Consider the following 19721-nt stretch of genomic DNA (forward strand, 5'->3'; position numbering starts at 1 on the left):
GGGCCGTAAAAGTCGCTTGAGCTTGGGCAGACCCACCATTACCATTAGCGCCTTGCTTAATTTGGGAGAGTGTAAATGATTACCGGCAGTATGGTCGCGCTGGTGACCCCCATGCTGGAAGACGGCAGTCTTGACTGGCAGGGGCTGGGCAACCTGATCGACTGGCACATCGAAAGCGGTACCGATGCGATTGTGGCCGTCGGCACGACCGGTGAATCGGCGACTCTGGATATGGACGAGCACTGTGAGGTGATTCGCAGCGTGGTCGCCCGTGTGGCTGGCCGTATTCCGGTCATTGCCGGCACTGGCGGCAACTCGACCACGGAAGCCATTGAACTGACCGTGTCTGCCAGCAAGGCCGGTGCCGATGCCTGTCTGCTGGTCACTCCTTACTACAACAAGCCGACCCAGGAAGGGCTGTACCGCCACTACAAGACCATTGCCGAGGCGGTCAATATCCCCCAGATTCTCTACAACGTGCCGGGGCGCACTGCCTGCGACCTGAGCAACGAGACGGTTTTCCGGCTGGCGGACATCGATAATATTGTCGGTATCAAGGACGCCACAGGTGATATGGTGCGCGGCAAGGCTCTGATTGATGGCGTGTCTGGCCGTCTGGCGGTGTATTCCGGCGACGACGCTACCGCCATGGAACTGATGCTGCTGGGTGGGGTCGGAAATATCTCCGTGACCGCCAATGTGGCACCGGTGCAGGTCGGAGAAATGACAAGGGCAGCCATCGCGGGTGATCGCGAAACGGCTGAACGTATAAATAAGACGATTGAAATCCTTCATCAGAAGCTGTTTCTGGAATCCAACCCGATCCCGGTCAAGTGGGCCCTCTACGAAATGGGGCGCATGGAGCAGGGGATTCGTCTGCCGCTGACGCCGTTGGGCGAGTGGGCGCGTGACGAATTGCGTGAGGCACTGAAATCGGCTTCTGTTCTGTGAGTTATCGAATGTTGATGAGCCGTGTCTGGTTTGTAGTACTGACTGTTATGCTGGTAAGCGGGTGTACCTGGCGTGATCGCGCCAATGATTACCGTCAGGCCCAGCTGACCAAGCCTCTCGTTTTGCCGCCGGGCATTGAAAGTACGGCGCTGCATGACAGCTATCGCGTACCGGGCATCGAATCCCACACCGTTTTGCCGGGCAAGTTTGCTGTGCCTCAGCCGGACCCTCTGATCAAAGATGTCGAGCAGGGGGTGGTGCGCATTCAGAAAATGGGTGAAGACCGCTGGATACTGCTCGACGGTTCGCCGGGCCAGATCTGGCCCCGCTTGCGCGGTTTCCTCAATCTGGGCGGTTTTCCGGTGGCTCGCACCGACGCGGTTAACGGCATTATCGAAACCGGCTGGGTTCAGCCGCGCAGCGAAGATCTGCCGCGTGAGCGGTTTCGCTTCCGCATAGAGCAGGGTGTTCAGCGTGGCACCAGCGAAATCTACGTTCTGCAGTCGGTGGTTGATAATGACCAGGGCCACTGGCCGCGGGGTTCCTTCAGTGAGCAGCGCGAGCAGGACATGACCATGGCCCTGGCTCAGTATTTGGCCGATTCCGAGGCGGCGAGCAGTGTTTCTATGCTGGCGGAACGCAATGCTGAAACCGGCGGGAAAATTTTCCTCGAGCAGGGCGAGCCCCCCTACATTCGTCTGTTGTTGCCCTTTGATCGTGCCTGGGCCTCGCTGGAAAATGCCTTGAACAAGGCTGGTTTTGTGGTGGATGACCGCGATCGCAGTCAGGGGCGTTATTGGGTGACCATTGATGGTGAGAGCGATAAAGCTCTGTGGTTTCGCCGCCTGTTGAAAGACAAGGAACTGGATGTAGATGCCTTCATTGTGCAGATGATTGAAGTCGGCTCAAATGAAATGCAGATTCGCGTTGTGCCGCAGGAAGGCGAACAAAGTGATGCGGACGTCATTGATCGGGTACTGAAACAGATCAAGGGCTTTATTTCCTGATACTGATTCCTCACAGGCAAAATAAAACACAACATGCGTTTTGCTTCATTGGGAAGCGGCAGTCGTGGCAACGGGACACTGGTTGAATCCGGTGATACCTGCCTGCTGATCGACTGCGGCTTCACCGTCAAGGAAACCGAGCGCCGTCTGGCACGGCTTGGTCGCAGCGCAGATGATTTGAGTGCCGTCCTGGTGACTCATGAGCATTCGGACCATATCAAGGGGGTCGGTCCCCTAGCTCGCAAGTACGGTTTATCGGTTTATGCCACTCACGGCACAGCCCAGTACGAGGGTATGGCCGGGCTGCCCGGCCTGTGCGAAGTGAATACCCACGGCACCTTTCTTATTGGCGATGTCGAAATTTCCGCTGTCGCTGTGCCCCACGATGCGCGCGAACCCTGCCAGTATGTGTTCGCCAACCGTGGGCGGCGCCTCGGCCTGTTGACGGATCTGGGCAGTATTACGCCCTTTGTGATTGAGCAGTATCGGGACTGCGACGCGCTGGTATTAGAGTTCAATCACGACAGCGACATGCTGGCAGTTGGGCCTTATCCGCCGAGCCTGAAGCGCAGAGTTGGGGGTGACTGGGGGCATTTGAACAATCATCAGGCGGCGCAATTGCTGTCGATGGTGGAGCAGGCCCGCTTGCAGCATCTGGTGATGGCGCATATCAGCGAGAAAAATAACACCGTCGCCCTGGCAGAGCAGGCCTTGGCTGCGGTGATGACGCACTGCGAAGCGGTATTGTCTGCGGATCAGGAAGCCGGCTTTGACTGGCTGGCGATAAACTAGGGTTAGCAGCGTTATCCGGCGCCGCGTCAGCTCAGTCGATCAGCCCGTACTGATCGCGCAGAATCTCAATGATCTCAGCTTTAGGGTTCTCCGACAGCGTCAGTTTTTCTCCGGTGATCTTTTCCGCAATATCTACATAAGTTTTGGATACCTGCAGCATGACTGCTTCGGGTAAGGCGTTGTCGCGCGCCAGTGCAGCGCGTTCAGTCATGCGGTTTTTATTCAGCAATATATCCGGGTCGGGGAAGTGGCTGAGGAGCAGTTGCCGAAAACCCTCTTTGGAATTTTCCACGATTTCGCCCTGCCGGTAGGCTGCGCCGTCCCAGATGCGCGAGGAATCCGGGGTGCCCACCTCGTCCATGTAAATGAGTTTTTCATTGCCGGCCTTGTCGGTGACGTAGCCAAACTCAAATTTGGTATCCACAAAGATCTGGTCGAGTTTGGCTAGCTCTTTGCTGATCAGTTCAAAACCGTCGCTGAGCAGTTTTTCGTAGAGGTCGATGTCGGCTTTGCTGGAAAAATTGAAGGCGGCGAAGTTGTCTTCGATATTGGCGCGGGTGATATTCACATCATCCTGTTCCGGCACGCCGGGCAGGCCTTTGAGAATGCCTTTTGTGGAAGGGGTGATCAGCAGCTCCGGCAGCTTCTGGTCTTTCTGTAAATTGTCGGGTACCGCAATGCCGCAGAATTCGCGTTCGCCCTTGGCGTAGGCCCGCCACATGGAGCCCGTAATATAGTGTCGGGCAATGGCTTCAATCATCACCGGGCGGGCTTTTTGCACGATCCAGACGAAGGGGTGGGGAATATCCAGAATATGGCTGTCGGCCAGCCCCTGATCGCGAAACAGCTGGAACCAGTGGTTGGCGATGGCATTCAGGGCTGCGCCTTTGCCCGGCACCCCCTGCAGGCCGCCTTCGCCATGCCAGATGCATTCGAAGGCGGAAATGCGGTCGCTGATAACCATAATGGCCAGCGGGGCATCGGCGGCCACGTCGTAGCTTTTCTCGGCGATCAGGCGGCGACTGTCAGCCTCTGTCAGCCAGTAAACCGAGCGTACTTTACCGCTGTGCACCGGGGCGTCGGTACGGATAGGAAGATCGTTATTTACCGCCAAAACCGTGTCGGCAAGACTCATGCTGGTGTTGTCCTGAAATAGCGCGCGCAGGCTGAATCAAATGCGAAGCCAGCCACCCTTTGCTTGCGGGGGTATCAGGTGGAGGGCTGAGTGAAGTCGCCGATTCTAGCAGATACTGCGCGGCTTGCCATCGCTGTCCGCTTGGGCTCAGCTCGGCCTGGATGCTTCGGCTTCCCAGGGTTTGGGCTTCTTCCACTTTTTGTTGCTGATCCACCAGCTTTCCGGCTGTTCCCGGGCCGAGCGTTCGCAGGCCTCAATAAAACGTTCCAGTATTTCTGTGCCGCCGCTGGTGTGGGGCGGTTCAGCCAGTATTTCCCAGCGAATACTGTAGCGGCCACGGCTAAGCCGGCGTGGGTGGGCGAAGATTACAACCGACTGACCGGCTTCGGCAATGGTCTGCGGCCCATAGTAAAAGGGCGCGCGTTGGCTGAAGAAGGGATGCCAAAAGCGTTTTTCGCGGCTGATGGGCGACTGGTCGGCGGCCAGCAGCATGGCGCGAAAGGATTTGCGCTGACGAAGCACTTCCCGGGCTACGTTTTTAATGGGAATGGGTTTGCCAAAGCGCGCTCGTCCCGCTTTGATGATGCTATCCATCCTTTCATTGTGAAGGGGTTTGTAGACGCCGGCCACGGGGCAGGGCAGAGCGAGACAAATACGGCCGACCATCCATTCGATATTGGTCTGATGAAGGGTCACAATAAGCATGGACTGCTGCTTTTCTATAAAAGGCGCCAGCACTTCCGGGTTTTCAATCGTGACGCGATCTCGCAGCTCCTCTTCGCTCATACTGAAGCCTTTGAGGGTTTCAATGGCCGCTTCGCTGAAATTGCGCTGAAACTCCCGGCGGATGCGATTGCGCTCGGCATCGCTTGCGTCCGGGAACATTATCCGGAGGTTCTTATCTATGACCTTGCGTCGATAGCCGACAACATCGAAGGCCAGCACCCGCAGGCAGGCAGCCAGAGCGTACAGCACGGGCATGGGGATGTAAGACAGGGCTTTGATCAGGGCGTTCATAGGGCTGTATTGCAGTGCTGGAGCGCGTATAGTAACGGAAATTTCACAATCAGACTTTATAATAATCGGCCGATGTTGTGATGCTTGTCGGCGTTTGGTCACCACAGGGTACCCGTAATTCCAGCCTCACGAAGCCATGCCGGTAAGAGATACAGGTTTTATGCAGACAGTTCAACGCTATATTCCCCTCGCGAGCACGCTGCTGTTTGCGCTCGCCGGTTGGTTGGCGGCGCTGCTAGTCTGGGAACTGGTGCTGTTGTTCACTCCGGTGAAAATAGACAGCGAACCCGCTGTGGCAGCGGCCGTTGCGACGCCTGAACCGGCCGCCTATGACCTGAATGCCCTGGTTTCAGTGCCGCTGTTCGGTGAGGCGAGTCGGGCGGTGGTTGCGGCCCCGATCAGCGAGGACGTTAAACGCAGCAATCTGCGTATCACCTTACTGGGGGTGGTCGCCGGCGGTGATACCGGGGTTGCCATTCTCAAGCACGATGGCAAGGAATACGCCTATAAAGTGGGCGACCAGTTGGATGTAAGTGAGACCATAACCCTGGCGGCGGTGGCGCCGGACTATGTGATCATCTCCCGCGCCAGTGGTAATGAGAAAATAGAGCTGGAAAAATTGCGTCGCGGCATAGGTCGCAATGATGTGCGCGTGGTGCAGCGCGATGGATACCCCAGCAAAACCATTAATCTCAATGATCCCTCCATTCGCCGCCTGGTGGGTGATCCGAAGCAGACACTGAATAACAATCCCTTGCGCCTGACCCGCTATATTTCCGCCCAGCCCTATGTGGAAAACGGGAAAACCCTGGGCTTTCGGGTACAGCCGGGCCGAGACAAGCGCCTGTTTGGCCAGCTGGGCCTGCATCCGGGGGATGTGGTGGTCGCCATCAACAACCTGCGGGTGGGTGAAGCGCCAGTGAGCGATCTGTTAAACTCCGTCAACAATAGCCAGTCGGTTGAGGTGGAAATCCGCCGCAACGGGCAGCAGCAGACAATAAGACTGAATCTATGATGAAAATTTTCCGGCGGGCCTGCAGTGTTCTGGCCTTGAGTATCGCCTTGCTTTCTGTGCCTGCAGTGGCCGAAGAAACCTTTGAGCTGGATATGCGCGGGGTTGATATCCGCGAGTTCATCAATACGGTGGCCAAGCTCACCGATAAAACCATCATTATGGATGATCGCGTCAAAGGTGACGTGAACATCAAGAGCCCGCGACAACTCAATCGCTCGGAGCTGTATGAGGTTTTCTTGCTGCAGCTCGGCGTCAGCGGTTTCGCGGTGGTAGATATGGGCAACGGTATCCTCAAAGTCATTCCCAATCAGGCCGCGAAAATTGAGGGTATTGAGGTTCAGGTGGAAGGGGATGAGTCCCTGCAGAGCGAATCCATCATCACTCGCATTGTGCAGGTGCAGAATGTGGATGTGGACAAGCTGATTCCATCGCTGCGACCGCTGATTGATAACCGCACCGGGGTGATTACGCCTTACAGCGCCTCCAATGTCATTCTGATTACCGATCGCGAATCTAACGTCCGGCGTCTGCTGCAGATTATTCAGCAGGTTGATAGAGCCGACTCCCAGTCCATGGAAACGGTACCGCTGGAAAATGCCTCGGCCAAGGAGCTTGAACGAATACTAACCAAGCTGATTAACGATCAGGCCAAAGAGCAGGGTACCCCGAAGCCGATTATCACCTCCGATCTGCGCACCAATACGTTGGTGATTTTCGGTGACCAGAATTCGCGCGCCTACCTCAAGAAACTGATTCGCGAACTGGACAGTGAAATCAAAACCTCCTCCAACGTAAAGGTTCACTACCTGCGCTATGCCAAGGCCGACGAAATGGTGCCGGTGCTGAAAAGCGTGAGTGAGGCCATGCTCAAGCAGGAAGGCGAGAAAGAGTCCGCCAGCAAGAGCAATATCAATATCGAGGCCCACGGGCAGACCAATTCTGTGGTGCTCTCGGGCAGCCCTCATATCATTCGCAACCTGGCCAGCGTTATCAGCAGTCTCGATATTCGCCGCGCTCAGGTGCTGGTTGAAGCTATCATTATCGAGTTGACAGATCGCCGCGCCAAAGAACTGGGTGTGCAATGGTTGTTCCGTGGCGACCCCTCCGGGACTGCGCCGATCGGTGGAGTAAACTTTGGCTCTGCCTCGCCGGCGGGTATTTTCAATGTGGCCTCCGCGGCCAGTGCCGGTGGTGAAGCGCTGGCCGGTGTGCTGGGCAGTCTGCAGGGGGTTTCTGTCGGTGTTGGCAAAATCCGGGATAACGGCTTCAGCTTTGGCGCATTGATGACGGCATTAGCCAGTGACACCGAATCCAACATTCTGTCTACCCCGAGCCTCTTGACGCTCGATAATCAGGAAGCGTCGATTCTGGTGGGCAGTGAAGTGCCGGTCATCACGGGTTCCACCGCCAGCGCAAACAACAATAATCCCTTCCAGACCATTACTCGCCAGGAAATCGGCATCAAGCTGACGGTTACGCCGCAGATCAATGAAGGTGACGCGGTGCAACTCAATCTGGAGCAGGAAGTCTCGTCGCTCAGCGGCGTATCCGCCTCGGATATCATTACCGACAAACGGACCATCAAGACCTCGGTGCTGGTCAATGACAATCAAACCATCGTTCTCGGCGGCCTGATTGACGACGATATCCAGCAATCTACCGAGAAAGTGCCGATATTGGGTGACATGCCTATCATCGGGCGACTTTTCCGCGCCGATCGCACCCAGAAAGTGAAGCGCAATCTGATGGTCTTTATCCGGCCCACCATCGTGCGGGATTCGGAAACCCTGCGTGGACTGTCGTCAGAAAAATACAACTATATTCGCGCCCAGCAGATCATGTTGCACGAAGGCGGGATCAACCTGTTTCCGGAAGCGAAGGCGCCGGTACTGCCGGCCTGGACCGGCCTTGATCCGTCACCGGCGGGTGTGATGCCGGAGCTGGAAGCGGACGTCGAGCCTGCCGCGCAGCCCGAGGAGTAGGGCGGCACTATGCTGAGCTATTCCTATGCGCGCAAAAATCAGGTCCTGCTGGAAGGCGAGGGCGAGAGCTGTACGCTGCTGATATGTGACAACACCCCGCCGGAAGCCTTGACCGAAGTGCGTCGAGCGCTGGGTAGAGGTGTTGCGACCGAGCGCTGTGAAGCGGCGATTCTTGCTGAAAAAATCAACGCTGAATATCAGCAACAATCCGGCGCGGCGGGTATGGAAGCCATTGGTGATATCAGCAACGAAGTGGATCTGGATAAGCTTATTGAGGACATTCCGGAGTCGCAGGATCTGCTCGAATCCCAGGACGACGCCCCGGTTATTCGCCTGATCAACGCCCTGTTTGCCGAAGCCCTCAAGCTGGGGGCTTCGGATATTCATATCGAAACCTACGAAAAAATGATGTCGGTGCGCCTGCGGGTAGACGGCATTCTGCAGGAAGTACTCAGTCCAAATCGCCGTCTGGCACCGCTGCTGGTGTCGCGTATCAAGGTCATGGCAAAGCTCGATATCGCCGAGAAGCGCGTGCCGCAGGATGGCCGCGTGAGCCTGAAAATTGCCGGCCGTTCGGTGGATGTGCGGATCTCAACCATTCCCTCCAGTTATGGCGAGCGGGTGGTTATGCGGCTGCTCGACAAACAGGCGGCTCGTATTGATTTGACCCACCTGGGAATGCCTGCCGGTACCCTGGAGCGCTTTACCCAGCTGCTGAAAAACCCCAATGGCATCATTCTGGTTACCGGTCCGACCGGTTCGGGCAAGACCACCACCCTGTATGCCGGGCTGACGCTGTTGAACGATCGCATCCGCAATATTCTGACGGTGGAAGACCCGATCGAGTACGCCGTCGACGGGATTGGTCAGACCCAGGTCAATACCAAGGTCGGCATGACCTTCGCCCGCGGCTTGCGCGCGATACTGCGCCAGGATCCGGATGTGGTGATGGTCGGTGAGATTCGCGACGGCGAGACGGCTGAAATTGCCGTGCAGGCGAGTTTGACCGGTCACCTGGTGCTCTCGACGCTGCACACCAACAATGCCGTTGGCGCGATCACTCGACTGGTCGATATCGGCATCGAACCCTATCTTATTTCTTCGAGCCTGAAAGGCATTCTGGCCCAGCGTCTGGTGCGCAAGCTCTGCACGGACTGCCGTGAACCGCACCCGATGGACGAGGCGGAAGCCGCCCTGCTGGGTGATCGCAATCTTGCTGGCAATACGGCTTATCTCGCTAAGGGTTGTGAGTCCTGCCATCAAACCGGCTATCGCGGTCGCAGTGGTATCTACGAGCTACTGACAGTCGATCGCAAGGTCAGCGAGCTGATTCACAACGGCGCTGGCGAACAGGCCATCGTAGATGCGGCGCGCGGCCATATGACCCGGCTGTTGAACGAAGGTCGGCGGCTGGTGCTGGAAGGTACGACCAGCATTGATGAAGTGCTGCGCAGTGTGCGCGAGGACTCTGACGATGCCAGCTTATGATTATGTGGCACTGGATGCCACCGGCAAACGCCAGCGCGGCATCCTCGAAGCCGACTCCGATCGATTGGCACGGGCTCAGCTGCGCGAAAAGCAGCTGATACCGGTTGAAGTCAGCGAATCCCGCAAAAAACAATCCGGCAGCGGTGGTGGTTTTGCGTTCTTGCAGAGCGTCAGCGTCAACGACCTGTCGCTGTTTACCCGGCATCTTTCTACTCTGGTGCAGTCGGGTATTCCGCTAGAGGAAGCCCTGCACGCCACCGCGCGGCAGACCCGGCATCGGCGTTTGCAATCGGTGGTCATGAGCCTGCGCTCGCGGGTATTGGAAGGGCATAGTCTGGCCGACGGCCTGCGCGATTTTCCGCGGGTTTTCTCGCCGGTTTTCCGCTCATTGGTGGCGTCAGGGGAACAGTCCGGTGATCTGGGGCAGGTGCTTGAGCAATTGGCCGATTACACGGAAAACGCTCAGAAGCTCCGCTCAACCGTCACCCAGGCGATGGTCTACCCGATTGCGTTGACGGTGGTGGCCGTGTTGGTTATCGGGGTGTTGATGGTTTACGTGGTGCCCAAAGTCGTGGCCCAGTTTGATCACTATGGTCAGACGCTGCCGCTGTTGACCCGGGTGTTGATCACGATCAGCGAAGGTATGGCCAGTTACTGGGTGCATGCGCTTGTGTTGCTCGCTTTACTGTTTCTGGCCGGGCGCTGGTGGCTGAAGGATACAGACCGTCGCAAACGGGTGCACCGGAGGCTGTTGCGCGTTCCGCTGGTTGGCGACGTCTTGCTGTCGGTGGATTCGGCCCGCATGCTGCACACGCTGGCCATTTTGCTGGCCAGCGGTGTGTCATTGATAGAGGCCATCAAGGTGGGGCTCGGCACGCTGAATAATCTCCATCTGCAGGAGGGCATGGCGCAGGTCGCCAACGATGTCCGCGAGGGCAAGAGCTTCAGCTTTGCCCTGCAGCAGATGGACGAATTACCGCCGATGGCGGTGTATATGATTACCAGCGGTGAGCAGAGTGGTGAGCTGGATACCATGGTGCGCCGCTCGGCGGACAATCTCGCGCGGGAAGTTGAAGCGCGCGTCAGCATCATGACCAGCCTGCTGGAGCCGCTGCTGATCGTCGGAATGGGGCTGGTGGTGGTGACCATTGTACTGGCGATACTGCTGCCCATTCTGCAATTGAACAATCTTTCCGGTTTTTAGTAACGGAGCATTAAAGAGGTGAGTGTGAATACAGTCAGACTGCAACGCGCCGCAGGTTTTACCCTGCTGGAAATCATGGTCGTTATCGTTATTCTCGGGCTGCTGGTGTCCATCGTAGCGCCTAACGTACTGCAGAATCAGGACCGTGCCATGGTGGAAAAAGCCCGCGCCGATATCGCGATGCTGGAGCAGGCGCTGGATATGTACAAGCTGGACAACCACAGCTATCCCACCACGGATCAGGGGCTGGACGCGCTGGTCAACAAGCCGACCTCCTCACCGGAGCCGCGTAACTACCGCAGCGACGGTTATATCAAGCGGCTGCCACAGGACCCCTGGGGCAATCAGTACCAGTACCTGCAACCGGGTGAACACGGCCCCTTCGATCTTTATTCCACTGGCGCCGATGGCGATGAAGGTGGAGAAGGTCTGGCCAGTGATATCGGCAACTGGTAATCGCGCAGCACAGATTCCAAGCCGCCAGCGGGGCCTTACCCTGCTGGAAATCCTGCTGGTGGTGCTGATTATCGGCCTGATGAGCACGGTTGCGGTACTGACGCTGCCCTCCGACAACGGTCAGCGTGACGTGCGCACCATGGCTGAACGCATGGTCGCCCTGTTTCGCTACGCCCGCCAGGAAGCGGTGTTCAGTGGGCTTACCCACGGCATCGTCTGGCGAGAGGGGCGTCCGGAACTGCTGCGTCGCAGCGAGGACGGTTGGGATGTGGTGGCCGACAAGCGTCTTAAATCCCTGCAGGAGCGCGCTGTCGATTTCCCCATGTTTCTGGAAACCGAATCCCGGCGGCTGGATCTTACTCAGGATTACGAAGCCCCCCAGATTCTGTTTACCAACGACGGCCAGGTATCGCCTTTCCAGCTGGTGATTACTCACCGCAACCGCACCGCCGAGTTTCAGTTCACTGACAGTCTGACGCTGGAGCCGCAGTCATGAAGCAGCGCGGCTTTACTCTGCTGGAAATCATGGTGGCCCTGCTGTTGTTTGCCGTCGGCGCCGTGTCTCTGGCCAAAGTTATTGGTGGCAGTGCCATGCATGTGGACGAACTGGCACGGCGTCAGTTTGCGATGCTGCTGGCGCATAACCAGATGGCTATGGCGCAACTGGAAGGTCGCGTTGCCAATGACAATGGCAAGGCGGTGCAGGGTCCCTATCAGTATTACTGGGAATTACAGGTATCCAAAACCGATACCGACGCGATACTGCGCCTTGATCTGGATGTTCGAGATGATCCGGCGGAGCCACCGCTGGCAAGCCTGAGCGCCTTTGCCGGGAAGCCCGGGCTATGAGGGGGGTGGGCAAGCGCAGCGCGGGCCTGACACTGATCGAGCTGCTGATCGCCATCGCGATTCTGGCGGTGCTGGCAGTACTGGCCAGTACCTTGCTCGGTACCTCGCTGGAGAACCAGAAGCACCTGCGTATCAGTAGCGCCAATCTGGAAGAACTCGGTCTGTCGCTGACGCTGGTGCGCCGCGATCTGGAGCAGACTTTGAACCGCACGGGGCGGGATCTCTATGGCGAGCGGCAGTCAGCGCCGATTCAAAGTTTTGCCGAAGGCGAGCAGTTTCTGCTGGAGTTCGCCCGCGATGGCCGCCGTCAGCTGCCCGGCGAAACGCTGAGCAGTTCGCTAGAGCGGGTGCGCTATGCCCTGGAAGATGGCGAGCTGATCCGCTACAGCGCGGCGGTGCCGGATCCAATCAACGCTACGCGCTGGCGTAAGCAGCGCCTGGCCGACGATATTGTCGACGCCAGTTTTGGCTTTTTCAGCGGCGAAAAGTGGGAGCGACAGTGGCCCCCCGAGCAGGTAAGTGCTACGGGCGACTCGCTGGCATTGCCGCTGGCCGTATCCCTGCGCCTGGAAACCCGGCGCTGGGGCGTGATCGAACTGATTGCCCTGTTGCCCGGAGTCAAAGATGAAGCAGGCTGAGCGGGGTGCGGCTATGATCTTTGTGCTGCTGGTGGTGGCGACTTTGTCGATTGTCGCGGTGCAGATTACCGAGCAGTTGCGTTTCAATGTTAAGCGGCTGGATAACCAGCGTCAGAATACCCAAGCCTACTGGTATAGCCTCGGCGGCGAACAGCTGGCGCGCACACTACTGGAACAGATAGAGGCGGACAAGCCGGTTCACAGGGGGCAGCCTTGGGCCACCGAAGATGCGGTGTTTCCAATTGACGGCGGTATGCTGCAGGGCCGGATTCGCGATGCCCAGGCCTGCCTGAATGTGAACAATCTGTTGGTGTCACGTACGCCAGGCGAAGCGGAACCGGCGCCGACAGCCAGCCAAAAGCAGTTTGTCGCCTTGTTGGGCCTGTTGGGTTTTGAGCAGGCGCGGGCTGAATTACTGCGCGAGCGGATTCAGGACTGGATCGACGCAGACTTCCAGCCCAATGGCCTTAACGGGGCTGAAGATCTGGTGTACAGCGATCGTGAGCAGCCACTGCAAAGCGCCAACCAATTGATGGTCAGCCTGACGGAGTTGAATCTGATGGCGGAACTGAGTGTTCAGGAACAGGCGCTGCTGGAGGAAATGCTTTGCGTCTTGCCGGTCAGTGACTCTGCCGTCAATGTGAATACCCTCAGTCCCGATCAGGCTCCCTTGCTGGTAGCGCTGCTGAATGCGGCCATTTCACAGGAAGATGCGCGAGCCCTCTTGCAGCAGCGACCGGAGAACGGCTGGGAAAGTGTCGACCAGTTGTTGGCTGATCCGCTGCTGGCGGGCAAGGAAATACCTGAAGACTACCGCGCGACCCTGGCTGTTCAGTCTGCCTTCTTTCGTGCCACAATTAACGTTTTATACTTCGATACGCGGTTTAATCTGCAATCCCTGATGAAACTGGATAACAACAAAGCCAGCCTTGTAGCGCGGCGTTATGGAGAACTGTTTTGAGCGCCGTACTGTTACTGGCCCTGCGCGCAGAGGATGCGGGTGAATGGCTGTTGTGGGAAGAGGGGCGTGTGCTTGAGCACGGCCAGCTTCAGGCAGACCTTGAACAGCTCAAGCATCTGAGCCGGCAAACGCCGGTAACCGTGCTGGTGCCGGGCGAGGAGGTTGTCCAGTTTTCGGTTACCCTGCCGGTTGCCGGCGCGGCTGCTGTTTCCGCCTTACCCTATCAGATTGAAGACCGCCTTAGCTGCGAGCTTGAGGCGGTGCACTATGCCCACGAGCGCATTCGGGCCAATACACCCTGCCGGGTGTGGGTGGTTGAGCGCGGGCGAATGTCCCGCTGGCACCAGTTTCTGCAGCAATCGGGAATGCGCATTCGCCGGGTGATGCCGGATTACGCTCTGCTGCGCAGCGGTGTGATTGTTAAGGCGGCCGATCGCGTTATTGCAAAATTGCCGGATGCTGCCGCTTCACTGGAAAGCGCGCTGGCCGAGGACTGGCTGGCACTGCAATCGCTGGACGAAGCTTCACTCACGCAGGTAACGGTGGATGGCAGTGAAGGTGTGCTGCTGCAAGCACTGGCTCAGCACAGTGAAAATGACGAGGTAAATCTCTGTCAGGGGCGCTTTGCGCTGCACGATCCGGTCAAAGACGCGCTGGCAATGGTACGTTGGCCGGCGATCGCGGCCGGGCTGATCCTTGTTCTGCACTGGACTTTGCTGGCCTTGAGTGCCTTGCAGATCGGTGCGCAGGCGGACCAGTACGATCAGGCCGCCGAAGAGCTTTATCGCAAAACCTTTCCCGATGCGCGCCGAGTGGTAAATGCGCGCAGCCAGATGAAAAGCCAGCTCAATGCCCTCGAAGGTCAGCAGGGCGAAGGCGGGCTGCTGCCATTGTTGGCGCCGGTTGCGACGGCCTTCAGTGGCCAGTCCGATATACAGGTCAGTCAATTGCTGTATCAGGCCGCGGGCACCAGTTTGCGGCTGACCGTTGATGCGGCCAACTACGGCGCAATCGACAGTTTCAGCAATGCCTTGCAGGGGCAGGGCCTGTCGGTCAGTCGAGGCACCTTTCGCCAGAATGGCGAGCGGGTTGCGGGCCAATTAAGCCTGACCCGGGAGGGTGGATCATGAACTGGCGTGAGATTGACTGGCGCATGACCCAGCGCACCCCGCGAGAGCGCCAAATCGTCTACGGGGCGCTGGTGATTGGCATACCCCTGCTGATCTGGGCTCTGATTTGGGAGCCTTTGCTGGACTGGCGCGCGAGTGAGCAGCAGCGTCTAACTGCTCGACAGAATACGCTGGAGTGGATGCAGGGCGCCGCCGCAAAAATTGAGCTTTACCGTCGTTCCGGTCGCAATTCGGGTGTGCAGGTGGCGGGCTCGCCTGAGCAGAAAATCACCCGCACCGCAGCGAGCCTGGGACTCGCGCTGTCGCGGATTGAGCCCGGCGGCGAGCAGCGCTTTAACGTCTTTTTTGCCGATGCCAATTACCAGAACCTGCTGCGCTATCTGCACCAGATGCAGGAGCAGGGCCTTGTTATTGAATCGCTGACCATGGGGCAACTGCCCCAGCCGGGACAGGTGTCGGTGCGCATGACACTGGGAGCATCACTGTGACCGTCAAGCGCGCACTGCTGGCCTTTGGGCTCGCTTTCCTTATTGCTCTCCCCCTGACTTTCCCCGCCTCGCTAATCTCTCGGCTGGTGTCACTGCCCGAGGGAATCGCGCATGCTCCCCTATCGGGTTCGCTTTTCAATATTCACACGGACTGGGTGCAGGTCAACGGCATTCGCCTGAAAGGCGTATCGGCCAGGCCCTCGTTTGGTGGACTGTTTAGCGCTACCCCGTTGGCGTTGCAGGTTACAGCGCCTGTGGCCGCCGAAGGGCAGCTTGGCGGCAGCGGCAGTGCCTTGAAGCTGTCGGCGGTGGAGGCGCGCAGTCAGTTTGAAAACCTTCGCCCCTTGCTGGGCTTGCCGGGCTTGGGTATCGACGCGAGCATCGCTGTTGATATCGACACGGCCAAACTTCTCGATGGGCGCTGCGCTGAACTCGACGGTGAACTTATTCTGTCCGAGCTGGAAGGCCAGGGCTTGCCTGAGCTCAGTGATATTCGCGCTACTCTTAGCTGTGATAAAGGCAGGGTGTTGATTTCTGTCGCGCCGGACAACACTCTCCGTCTGTCGGGCACGGCGACATTAACGCCGCAAGGCCGCGCCGATGTTGATATGACCGTCGAACCGCCTCCCGGCCCTTTATTTGAACTGTTTGTCGATTTTCTTGGGCAGCCGCGCGATGGCAAACGCTTCCAGATCCGCTTTCGCTCCTGAGGCGCTGATCTGTCACGGTGACCCGCCTGCTGAATGTCGGCAGGTCGTCGAGCGGCTCAAGCTTGATTTGCTGACTGACGACGATTCTCTTGCTGCAAATACGCTGTCTCTCTACTGGCGGGATGGCGTACTGAGTCTGGGGCGGGCTGGCAGCCGTGAGCACCCGGTGGCAGTGGATTTTGTACGCGCACTTCAGCAGCGGCGGCAAGGCCCGGAGCTACTAGTGAAAGCGGTTACCGGCAATCTGTCAGTAAAACCCTCGGTGATTGATGCCACCGCCGGCCTTGGCCGCGACACGGCGATTCTGCTGTCGCGGGGTTTGGCGGTGACGATGGTGGAGGAGAATCCGGTGGTGTGTGCTTTGCTGGATAATGCGATGGACCGCCTTCGCGCCGAGCCCGGGCTGGCTGAGGTCGCGCAGCGACTTGGCCTGAGCCGTCTCAATGCCTGCGACTATCTGGCCGTGAATCGGGCCGATGTGGTCTACCTCGACCCGATGTTTGCAGTGTCGGGCAAATCGGCATTGGCAAAAAAAGATATGCAGTTATTTCAGAGCCTGCTGGGGCATGGCAATGATGGCGAGGCCCTGCTGAATGCGGCCCTTGCCAGTGCCGATTTTCGGGTGGTGGTTAAACGGGGCACGAAAGCGCCTCCGCTGGCTGGCCGCGAGCCCGGCTTTGCCATCAAGGGCAAGGCGGTGCGCTTTGACGTTTACCCCTTGAAAAGCCTTAAGCAGCTGGTTAAGGCCTGATTGCCACCCTTATATTTTAAGGGCACAACTGGCGCAGTATTTCCGTGTAGATGTCTGAAAGCTGCTCGATATCAGCGGCCTTCGCACATTCATCCACCTTGTGAATGGTGGCATTGACCGGACCGAGCTCAACCACCTGGCTGCCGGTCGGCGCTATAAAACGACCGTCCGAGGTTCCGCCGGCGGTGGACAGGGTTCCTTCACGCCCGGTCACAGTTTTAATCGCATTCAGTGTCGCATTGACCAGCTCACCTTCGGCGGTGAGGAAGGGCTGACCGCTGAGATTCCAGTCCAGTTCGACATCCAGGCCGTGCTTGGCAAAGATGGCTTCGGTTCGCTCGCGGAGCGCCTGATCGGTGGTTTCGGTGGAAAAGCGAAAATTGAAGACAACTTCCAGGGTGCCGGGAATGACGTTGGTGGCGCCGGTACCGGCATTGATATTGGAAATTTGAAAACTGGTCGCAGGGAAGTGGTCGTTGCCCTGATCCCACTCAGTGGCGGCGAGCTCGGCCAATGCAGGCGCCGCCTGATGCACCGGGTTTTTCGCCAGGTGGGGATAGGCCACATGCCCCTGAACACCGCGCACCAGCATGCGACAGCCCAGCGAACCGCGCCGTCCGTTCTTGATGATATCGCCTACCTGTTCGGTGGAGGAGGGCTCCCCCACCAGGCAGAAATCGATCTGTTCTCCCTGTTGCTGCAGCCACTCGACCACTTTCACTGTACCGTTTACCGCAGGGCCTTCTTCGTCGCTGGTGATAAGAAAGGCAATGCGACCGGAATGGTCGGGGTTGCCGGCGACAAAACTTTCGCAGGCGGTGATCATGGCGGCCAGACTGCCTTTCATGTCGGCGGCTCCTCGGCCGTGAACAAAGCCGTCGATGATGGCCGGTTCAAAGGGTGGGTTGCGCCACGCATCGCTGGGGCCGGTGGGCACCACGTCGGTATGGCCCGCAAAACAGAACAGGGGGCCTGACTCACCGCGCACTGCCCAGAAATTTTTGACTTCGCCAAAATTCAACTCGGTGCAGGTAAAGCCAATGTCGGCCAAACGTTTCATCATCAGCTGCTGACAGTCGGCGTCTTCGGGAGTAACCGACTCGCGGCGAATCAGATCAAAGGTGAGTTCGAGCGTAGATGAGAGAGACATGGGCATACCTTGAAAAATGTTGGCGCCATTTTATCAGACTCTGCCGTGACATATAGCTTTAACCCCGCCGTCGCACGCCTGTCATTTTTGCTACTTATGCTGACAGCCTCAATTCATCGGAGGAGGTTCGTGTTTATGTCAGCGACTGCAGGATCGGCGATTAACCAGCCAAGGTCTCACGAGCAGCTGCGCCAGCAGATCAAGGAGCAGATTGAACAGTACCTTGCCGAGGGCGGGCAAATCCGGCGTCTGGCTGCGCCCGAGTTCCAGCCGCAGCGAAGTGTTTCCGTCAGGGGAACGCTGGCGATGGACTGATCGCCGTTCCTGCTGGGTTACCATTTTGTCTCTGTGATGTCAGTGGGGTTTCCACTGAATTTTAGGGGGCAGTTTATGTCAGACCTGCTAGGCTGTACTCTAGGTTTTAATTCGAACGAATTGGCTGGAGCAGTAAATGCAAGCAGACTGGCAGTCCATCGTACAACGGGCCACGGAGCTTCGGCACCGCCTGCATCGGCGGCCCGAAATTGCCTGGTCTGAATTTGAAACGGCGAAAACCATTCGCGGCCTGCTCGACGAACTGGACATTCCCTGGCGCGCCTGCGCCGAAACCGGCACCGTGGCCTGTCTGGCGGCAGGGGCCACCGGCCGTCATATCGCCCTGCGGGCAGACATTGATGCGCTGCCGATTCGCGAGGCGAGCGGCGTTCCCTGGCAGTCTGAAAATGACGGCTTCATGCACGCCTGTGGACACGATGGCCACACCGCAACCCTGTTTGCCGCCCTGTGGTGGTTGCGCGCCCACGAAAATAAACTTCCCGGCCCGGTAACCCTGTTGTTCCAGCCCGCCGAAGAGGGTGGCCACGGCGCACGTCGAATGGTTGAAGAAGGCGCGTTGGACGGGGTGGAGGCCATTTTTGGCTGGCACAACTGGCCGGCGATTCCCGCCGGCAAAGCCGTGTGTCCGGACGGCGCTGTAATGGCCGCCAACGGTACCTTTAAAGTAACTCTGCGAGGCCGAGGTGGTCACGCCAGTCAGCCGGAACTTTGCCGTGATCCGGTACTGGCGGCTGCTGCGGTGGCACAGGCTTTGCAGCAGATTGTTTCGCGGCGGCTTGCAGCGCAAAGCGCGGCAGTGGTCAGTGTGACGTCAATCGATGCGCGCAGCGCGGAAACGGTCATTCCGGATACGGCAAGCCTTGCGGGCAGTATCCGACTGCAATCTTCCGATATGCGAGAACAGGTAGAAAACCTGATTCGGGAAATTGCCGTAGCCAGTGCCAGCGCTTACGGTGTGAGCGCAGAGGTGGATGTTGTGCCCCGCTATGGTGCCACTTGCAATCACAGTGACGAAGCTGGGCAGATGCGTTCCGCACTGGCTGCGGTTCTCGGCGACGATTGGCAGTGCGATAAAACGCCGGTGCCCATTATGGCTTCGGAAGATTTCAGTTATTACCTGAATGCAGTGCCGGGCGCCTTTGCTTTGATAGGTGCCGGGGATGGTGATTCGACGGACCACCCCTGTCATAACCCGCATTATGATTTTCGGGACGCTTTGATTCCCGATGTGGCACGGGTCTTTCTGCAGTTAGCTGGCGCGCCGATGCCACCTGTCAACCCCTAAGCGTATTCGTTACTGGCAAAATTCACGCTGTTGTAGCTGCATTTTGCGATCACCGGTTAAACATGTTGGTATATAAGCAAACGTTATTTTGAGGAACCTTCAAGGGGTTGCGAGCCCTTCCTGAAGCCACGAAGTTTTACAGTCGAGGAGAACGGAAAATGGAAGTATTTGAACAATGGGAATCCAATATTCGCGGTTACTGCCGTAGTTTCCCCACCGTTTTTGCATCTGCCAAAAACGCTCGCCAGATAGACGAACAGGGCAAGTCCTATATCGATTTTTTTGCCGGCGCCGGTGTTCTTAATTTTGGGCACAATAATGAGCGCATGAAAAAAGCTTTAGTCGAGTTTATTGAGTCCGACGGCGTTGCCCACAG

General features: G+C 57.9%; 21 protein-coding genes and 1 pseudogene. 19 read left to right on the forward strand and 3 right to left on the reverse strand.

The genetic code is table 11. The annotated features are described in order from the left end of the window. Nucleotides 1–75 precede the first annotated feature (75 nt). The 3 genes from dapA to ABY734_RS09850 are packed head-to-tail and all read left to right on the forward strand — an operon-like array spanning nt 76 to nt 2750. The gene (dapA, locus tag ABY734_RS09840; RefSeq protein ID WP_372778822.1) at nt 76–951 is read left to right on the forward strand and encodes a 4-hydroxy-tetrahydrodipicolinate synthase; all 876 of its coding nucleotides are present in this window, start codon (nt 76–78) and stop codon (nt 949–951) included. Between the two features lie 8 nt (nt 952–959). Continuing rightward, complete coding sequence (gene bamC / locus ABY734_RS09845) at nt 960–1958, forward strand: outer membrane protein assembly factor BamC (protein ID WP_372778823.1); 999 nt, start codon at nt 960–962, stop codon at nt 1956–1958. Between the two features lie 33 nt (nt 1959–1991). Next, the gene (locus tag ABY734_RS09850) at nt 1992–2750 is read left to right on the forward strand and encodes an MBL fold metallo-hydrolase (protein ID WP_372778824.1); all 759 of its coding nucleotides are present in this window, start codon (nt 1992–1994) and stop codon (nt 2748–2750) included. A 31-nt stretch (nt 2751–2781) separates the two neighbouring features. Here ABY734_RS09850 and ABY734_RS09855 read toward each other — a convergent pair whose 3' ends face one another. Both ABY734_RS09855 and ABY734_RS09860 read right to left on the reverse strand, forming a co-directional pair. Continuing rightward, nucleotides 2782–3885, reverse strand: a complete 1104-nt coding sequence (locus ABY734_RS09855) for a phosphoribosylaminoimidazolesuccinocarboxamide synthase (RefSeq protein ID WP_372778825.1) — start codon at nt 3883–3885, stop codon at nt 2782–2784. Between the two features lie 147 nt (nt 3886–4032). Next, nucleotides 4033–4902, reverse strand: coding sequence for a lysophospholipid acyltransferase family protein (locus tag ABY734_RS09860; RefSeq protein WP_372778826.1), 870 nt, complete (start codon nt 4900–4902; stop codon nt 4033–4035). A gap of 160 nt (nt 4903–5062) precedes the next feature. Between ABY734_RS09860 and gspC the strand changes: the two genes are divergently transcribed. The 13 genes from gspC to ABY734_RS09925 are packed head-to-tail and all read left to right on the forward strand — an operon-like array spanning nt 5063 to nt 16574. Next, entirely contained in the window at nt 5063–5917 is an 855-nt protein-coding gene (gene gspC / locus ABY734_RS09865; RefSeq protein WP_372778827.1) for a type II secretion system protein GspC, read from the forward strand. After that, complete coding sequence (gene gspD / locus ABY734_RS09870) at nt 5914–7899, forward strand: type II secretion system secretin GspD (RefSeq protein ID WP_372778828.1); 1986 nt, start codon at nt 5914–5916, stop codon at nt 7897–7899. The genes gspC and gspD overlap by 4 nt, the downstream gene beginning before the upstream one ends. Nucleotides 7900–7908: 9 nt before the next feature. Then, entirely contained in the window at nt 7909–9387 is a 1479-nt protein-coding gene (gene gspE, locus ABY734_RS09875) for a type II secretion system ATPase GspE (protein ID WP_372778829.1), read from the forward strand. Then, entirely contained in the window at nt 9374–10591 is a 1218-nt protein-coding gene (gspF, locus tag ABY734_RS09880; RefSeq protein ID WP_372778830.1) for a type II secretion system inner membrane protein GspF, read from the forward strand. The genes gspE and gspF overlap by 14 nt, the downstream gene beginning before the upstream one ends. A gap of 24 nt (nt 10592–10615) precedes the next feature. Continuing rightward, complete coding sequence (gspG, locus tag ABY734_RS09885; protein WP_372778831.1) at nt 10616–11047, forward strand: type II secretion system major pseudopilin GspG; 432 nt, start codon at nt 10616–10618, stop codon at nt 11045–11047. Continuing rightward, nucleotides 11028–11543 carry a type II secretion system minor pseudopilin GspH gene (gene gspH, locus ABY734_RS09890; RefSeq protein ID WP_372778832.1) on the forward strand — a complete coding sequence of 172 codons (516 nt, stop codon included), beginning with the start codon at nt 11028–11030 and terminating at the stop codon, nt 11541–11543. The genes gspG and gspH overlap by 20 nt, the downstream gene beginning before the upstream one ends. Further along, nucleotides 11540–11896 carry a type II secretion system minor pseudopilin GspI gene (gene gspI, locus ABY734_RS09895; protein ID WP_372778833.1) on the forward strand — a complete coding sequence of 119 codons (357 nt, stop codon included), beginning with the start codon at nt 11540–11542 and terminating at the stop codon, nt 11894–11896. The genes gspH and gspI overlap by 4 nt, the downstream gene beginning before the upstream one ends. Nucleotides 11897–11901: 5 nt before the next feature. Continuing rightward, nucleotides 11902–12534 carry a type II secretion system minor pseudopilin GspJ gene (gspJ, locus tag ABY734_RS09900; RefSeq protein ID WP_372778834.1) on the forward strand — a complete coding sequence of 211 codons (633 nt, stop codon included), beginning with the start codon at nt 11902–11904 and terminating at the stop codon, nt 12532–12534. Next, on the forward strand, nt 12521–13495 hold the full coding sequence (gene gspK, locus ABY734_RS09905) for a type II secretion system minor pseudopilin GspK (protein ID WP_372778835.1): 975 nt from the start codon (nt 12521–12523) through the stop codon (nt 13493–13495). The genes gspJ and gspK overlap by 14 nt, the downstream gene beginning before the upstream one ends. Next, nucleotides 13492–14625, forward strand: coding sequence for a type II secretion system protein GspL (gspL, locus tag ABY734_RS09910; protein WP_372778836.1), 1134 nt, complete (start codon nt 13492–13494; stop codon nt 14623–14625). The genes gspK and gspL overlap by 4 nt, the downstream gene beginning before the upstream one ends. Continuing rightward, nucleotides 14622–15113, forward strand: coding sequence for a type II secretion system protein GspM (gene gspM, locus ABY734_RS09915; protein ID WP_372778837.1), 492 nt, complete (start codon nt 14622–14624; stop codon nt 15111–15113). Before gspL ends, gspM begins: the two co-directional genes overlap by 4 nt. Further along, nucleotides 15110–15823, forward strand: coding sequence for a type II secretion system protein N (gspN, locus tag ABY734_RS09920; protein WP_372778838.1), 714 nt, complete (start codon nt 15110–15112; stop codon nt 15821–15823). Before gspM ends, gspN begins: the two co-directional genes overlap by 4 nt. Beyond that, nucleotides 15789–16574: a class I SAM-dependent methyltransferase gene (locus tag ABY734_RS09925; protein ID WP_372778839.1), complete on the forward strand. Its 786-nt coding sequence runs from the start codon at nt 15789–15791 to the stop codon at nt 16572–16574. The genes gspN and ABY734_RS09925 overlap by 35 nt, the downstream gene beginning before the upstream one ends. A 16-nt stretch (nt 16575–16590) precedes the next feature. On the opposite strand, the gene dapE is transcribed toward ABY734_RS09925, so the two are convergent. Continuing rightward, the gene (gene dapE, locus ABY734_RS09930; protein ID WP_372778840.1) at nt 16591–17724 is read right to left on the reverse strand and encodes a succinyl-diaminopimelate desuccinylase; all 1134 of its coding nucleotides are present in this window, start codon (nt 17722–17724) and stop codon (nt 16591–16593) included. Nucleotides 17725–17859: 135 nt separating this feature from the next. On the opposite strand from dapE, the gene ABY734_RS09935 reads away from it, so the two are divergent. The 3 genes and pseudogenes from ABY734_RS09935 to ABY734_RS09945 form a co-directional block, all read left to right on the forward strand. After that, on the forward strand, nt 17860–18039 hold the full coding sequence (locus ABY734_RS09935; protein WP_372778841.1) for a hypothetical protein: 180 nt from the start codon (nt 17860–17862) through the stop codon (nt 18037–18039). 136 nt (nt 18040–18175) lie between these two features. After that, nucleotides 18176–19345, forward strand: coding sequence for a N(2)-acetyl-L-2,4-diaminobutanoate deacetylase DoeB2 (gene doeB2 / locus ABY734_RS09940; RefSeq protein WP_372778842.1), 1170 nt, complete (start codon nt 18176–18178; stop codon nt 19343–19345). Nucleotides 19346–19503: 158 nt separating this feature from the next. Continuing rightward, nucleotides 19504–19721: pseudogene (locus ABY734_RS09945) on the forward strand (diaminobutyrate--2-oxoglutarate transaminase); the annotation flags it as partial.

Origin of the sequence: Litorivivens sp. (assembly GCF_041624475.1) — a bacterium.
GTDB lineage: Bacteria > Pseudomonadota > Gammaproteobacteria > Pseudomonadales > Spongiibacteraceae > Litorivivens.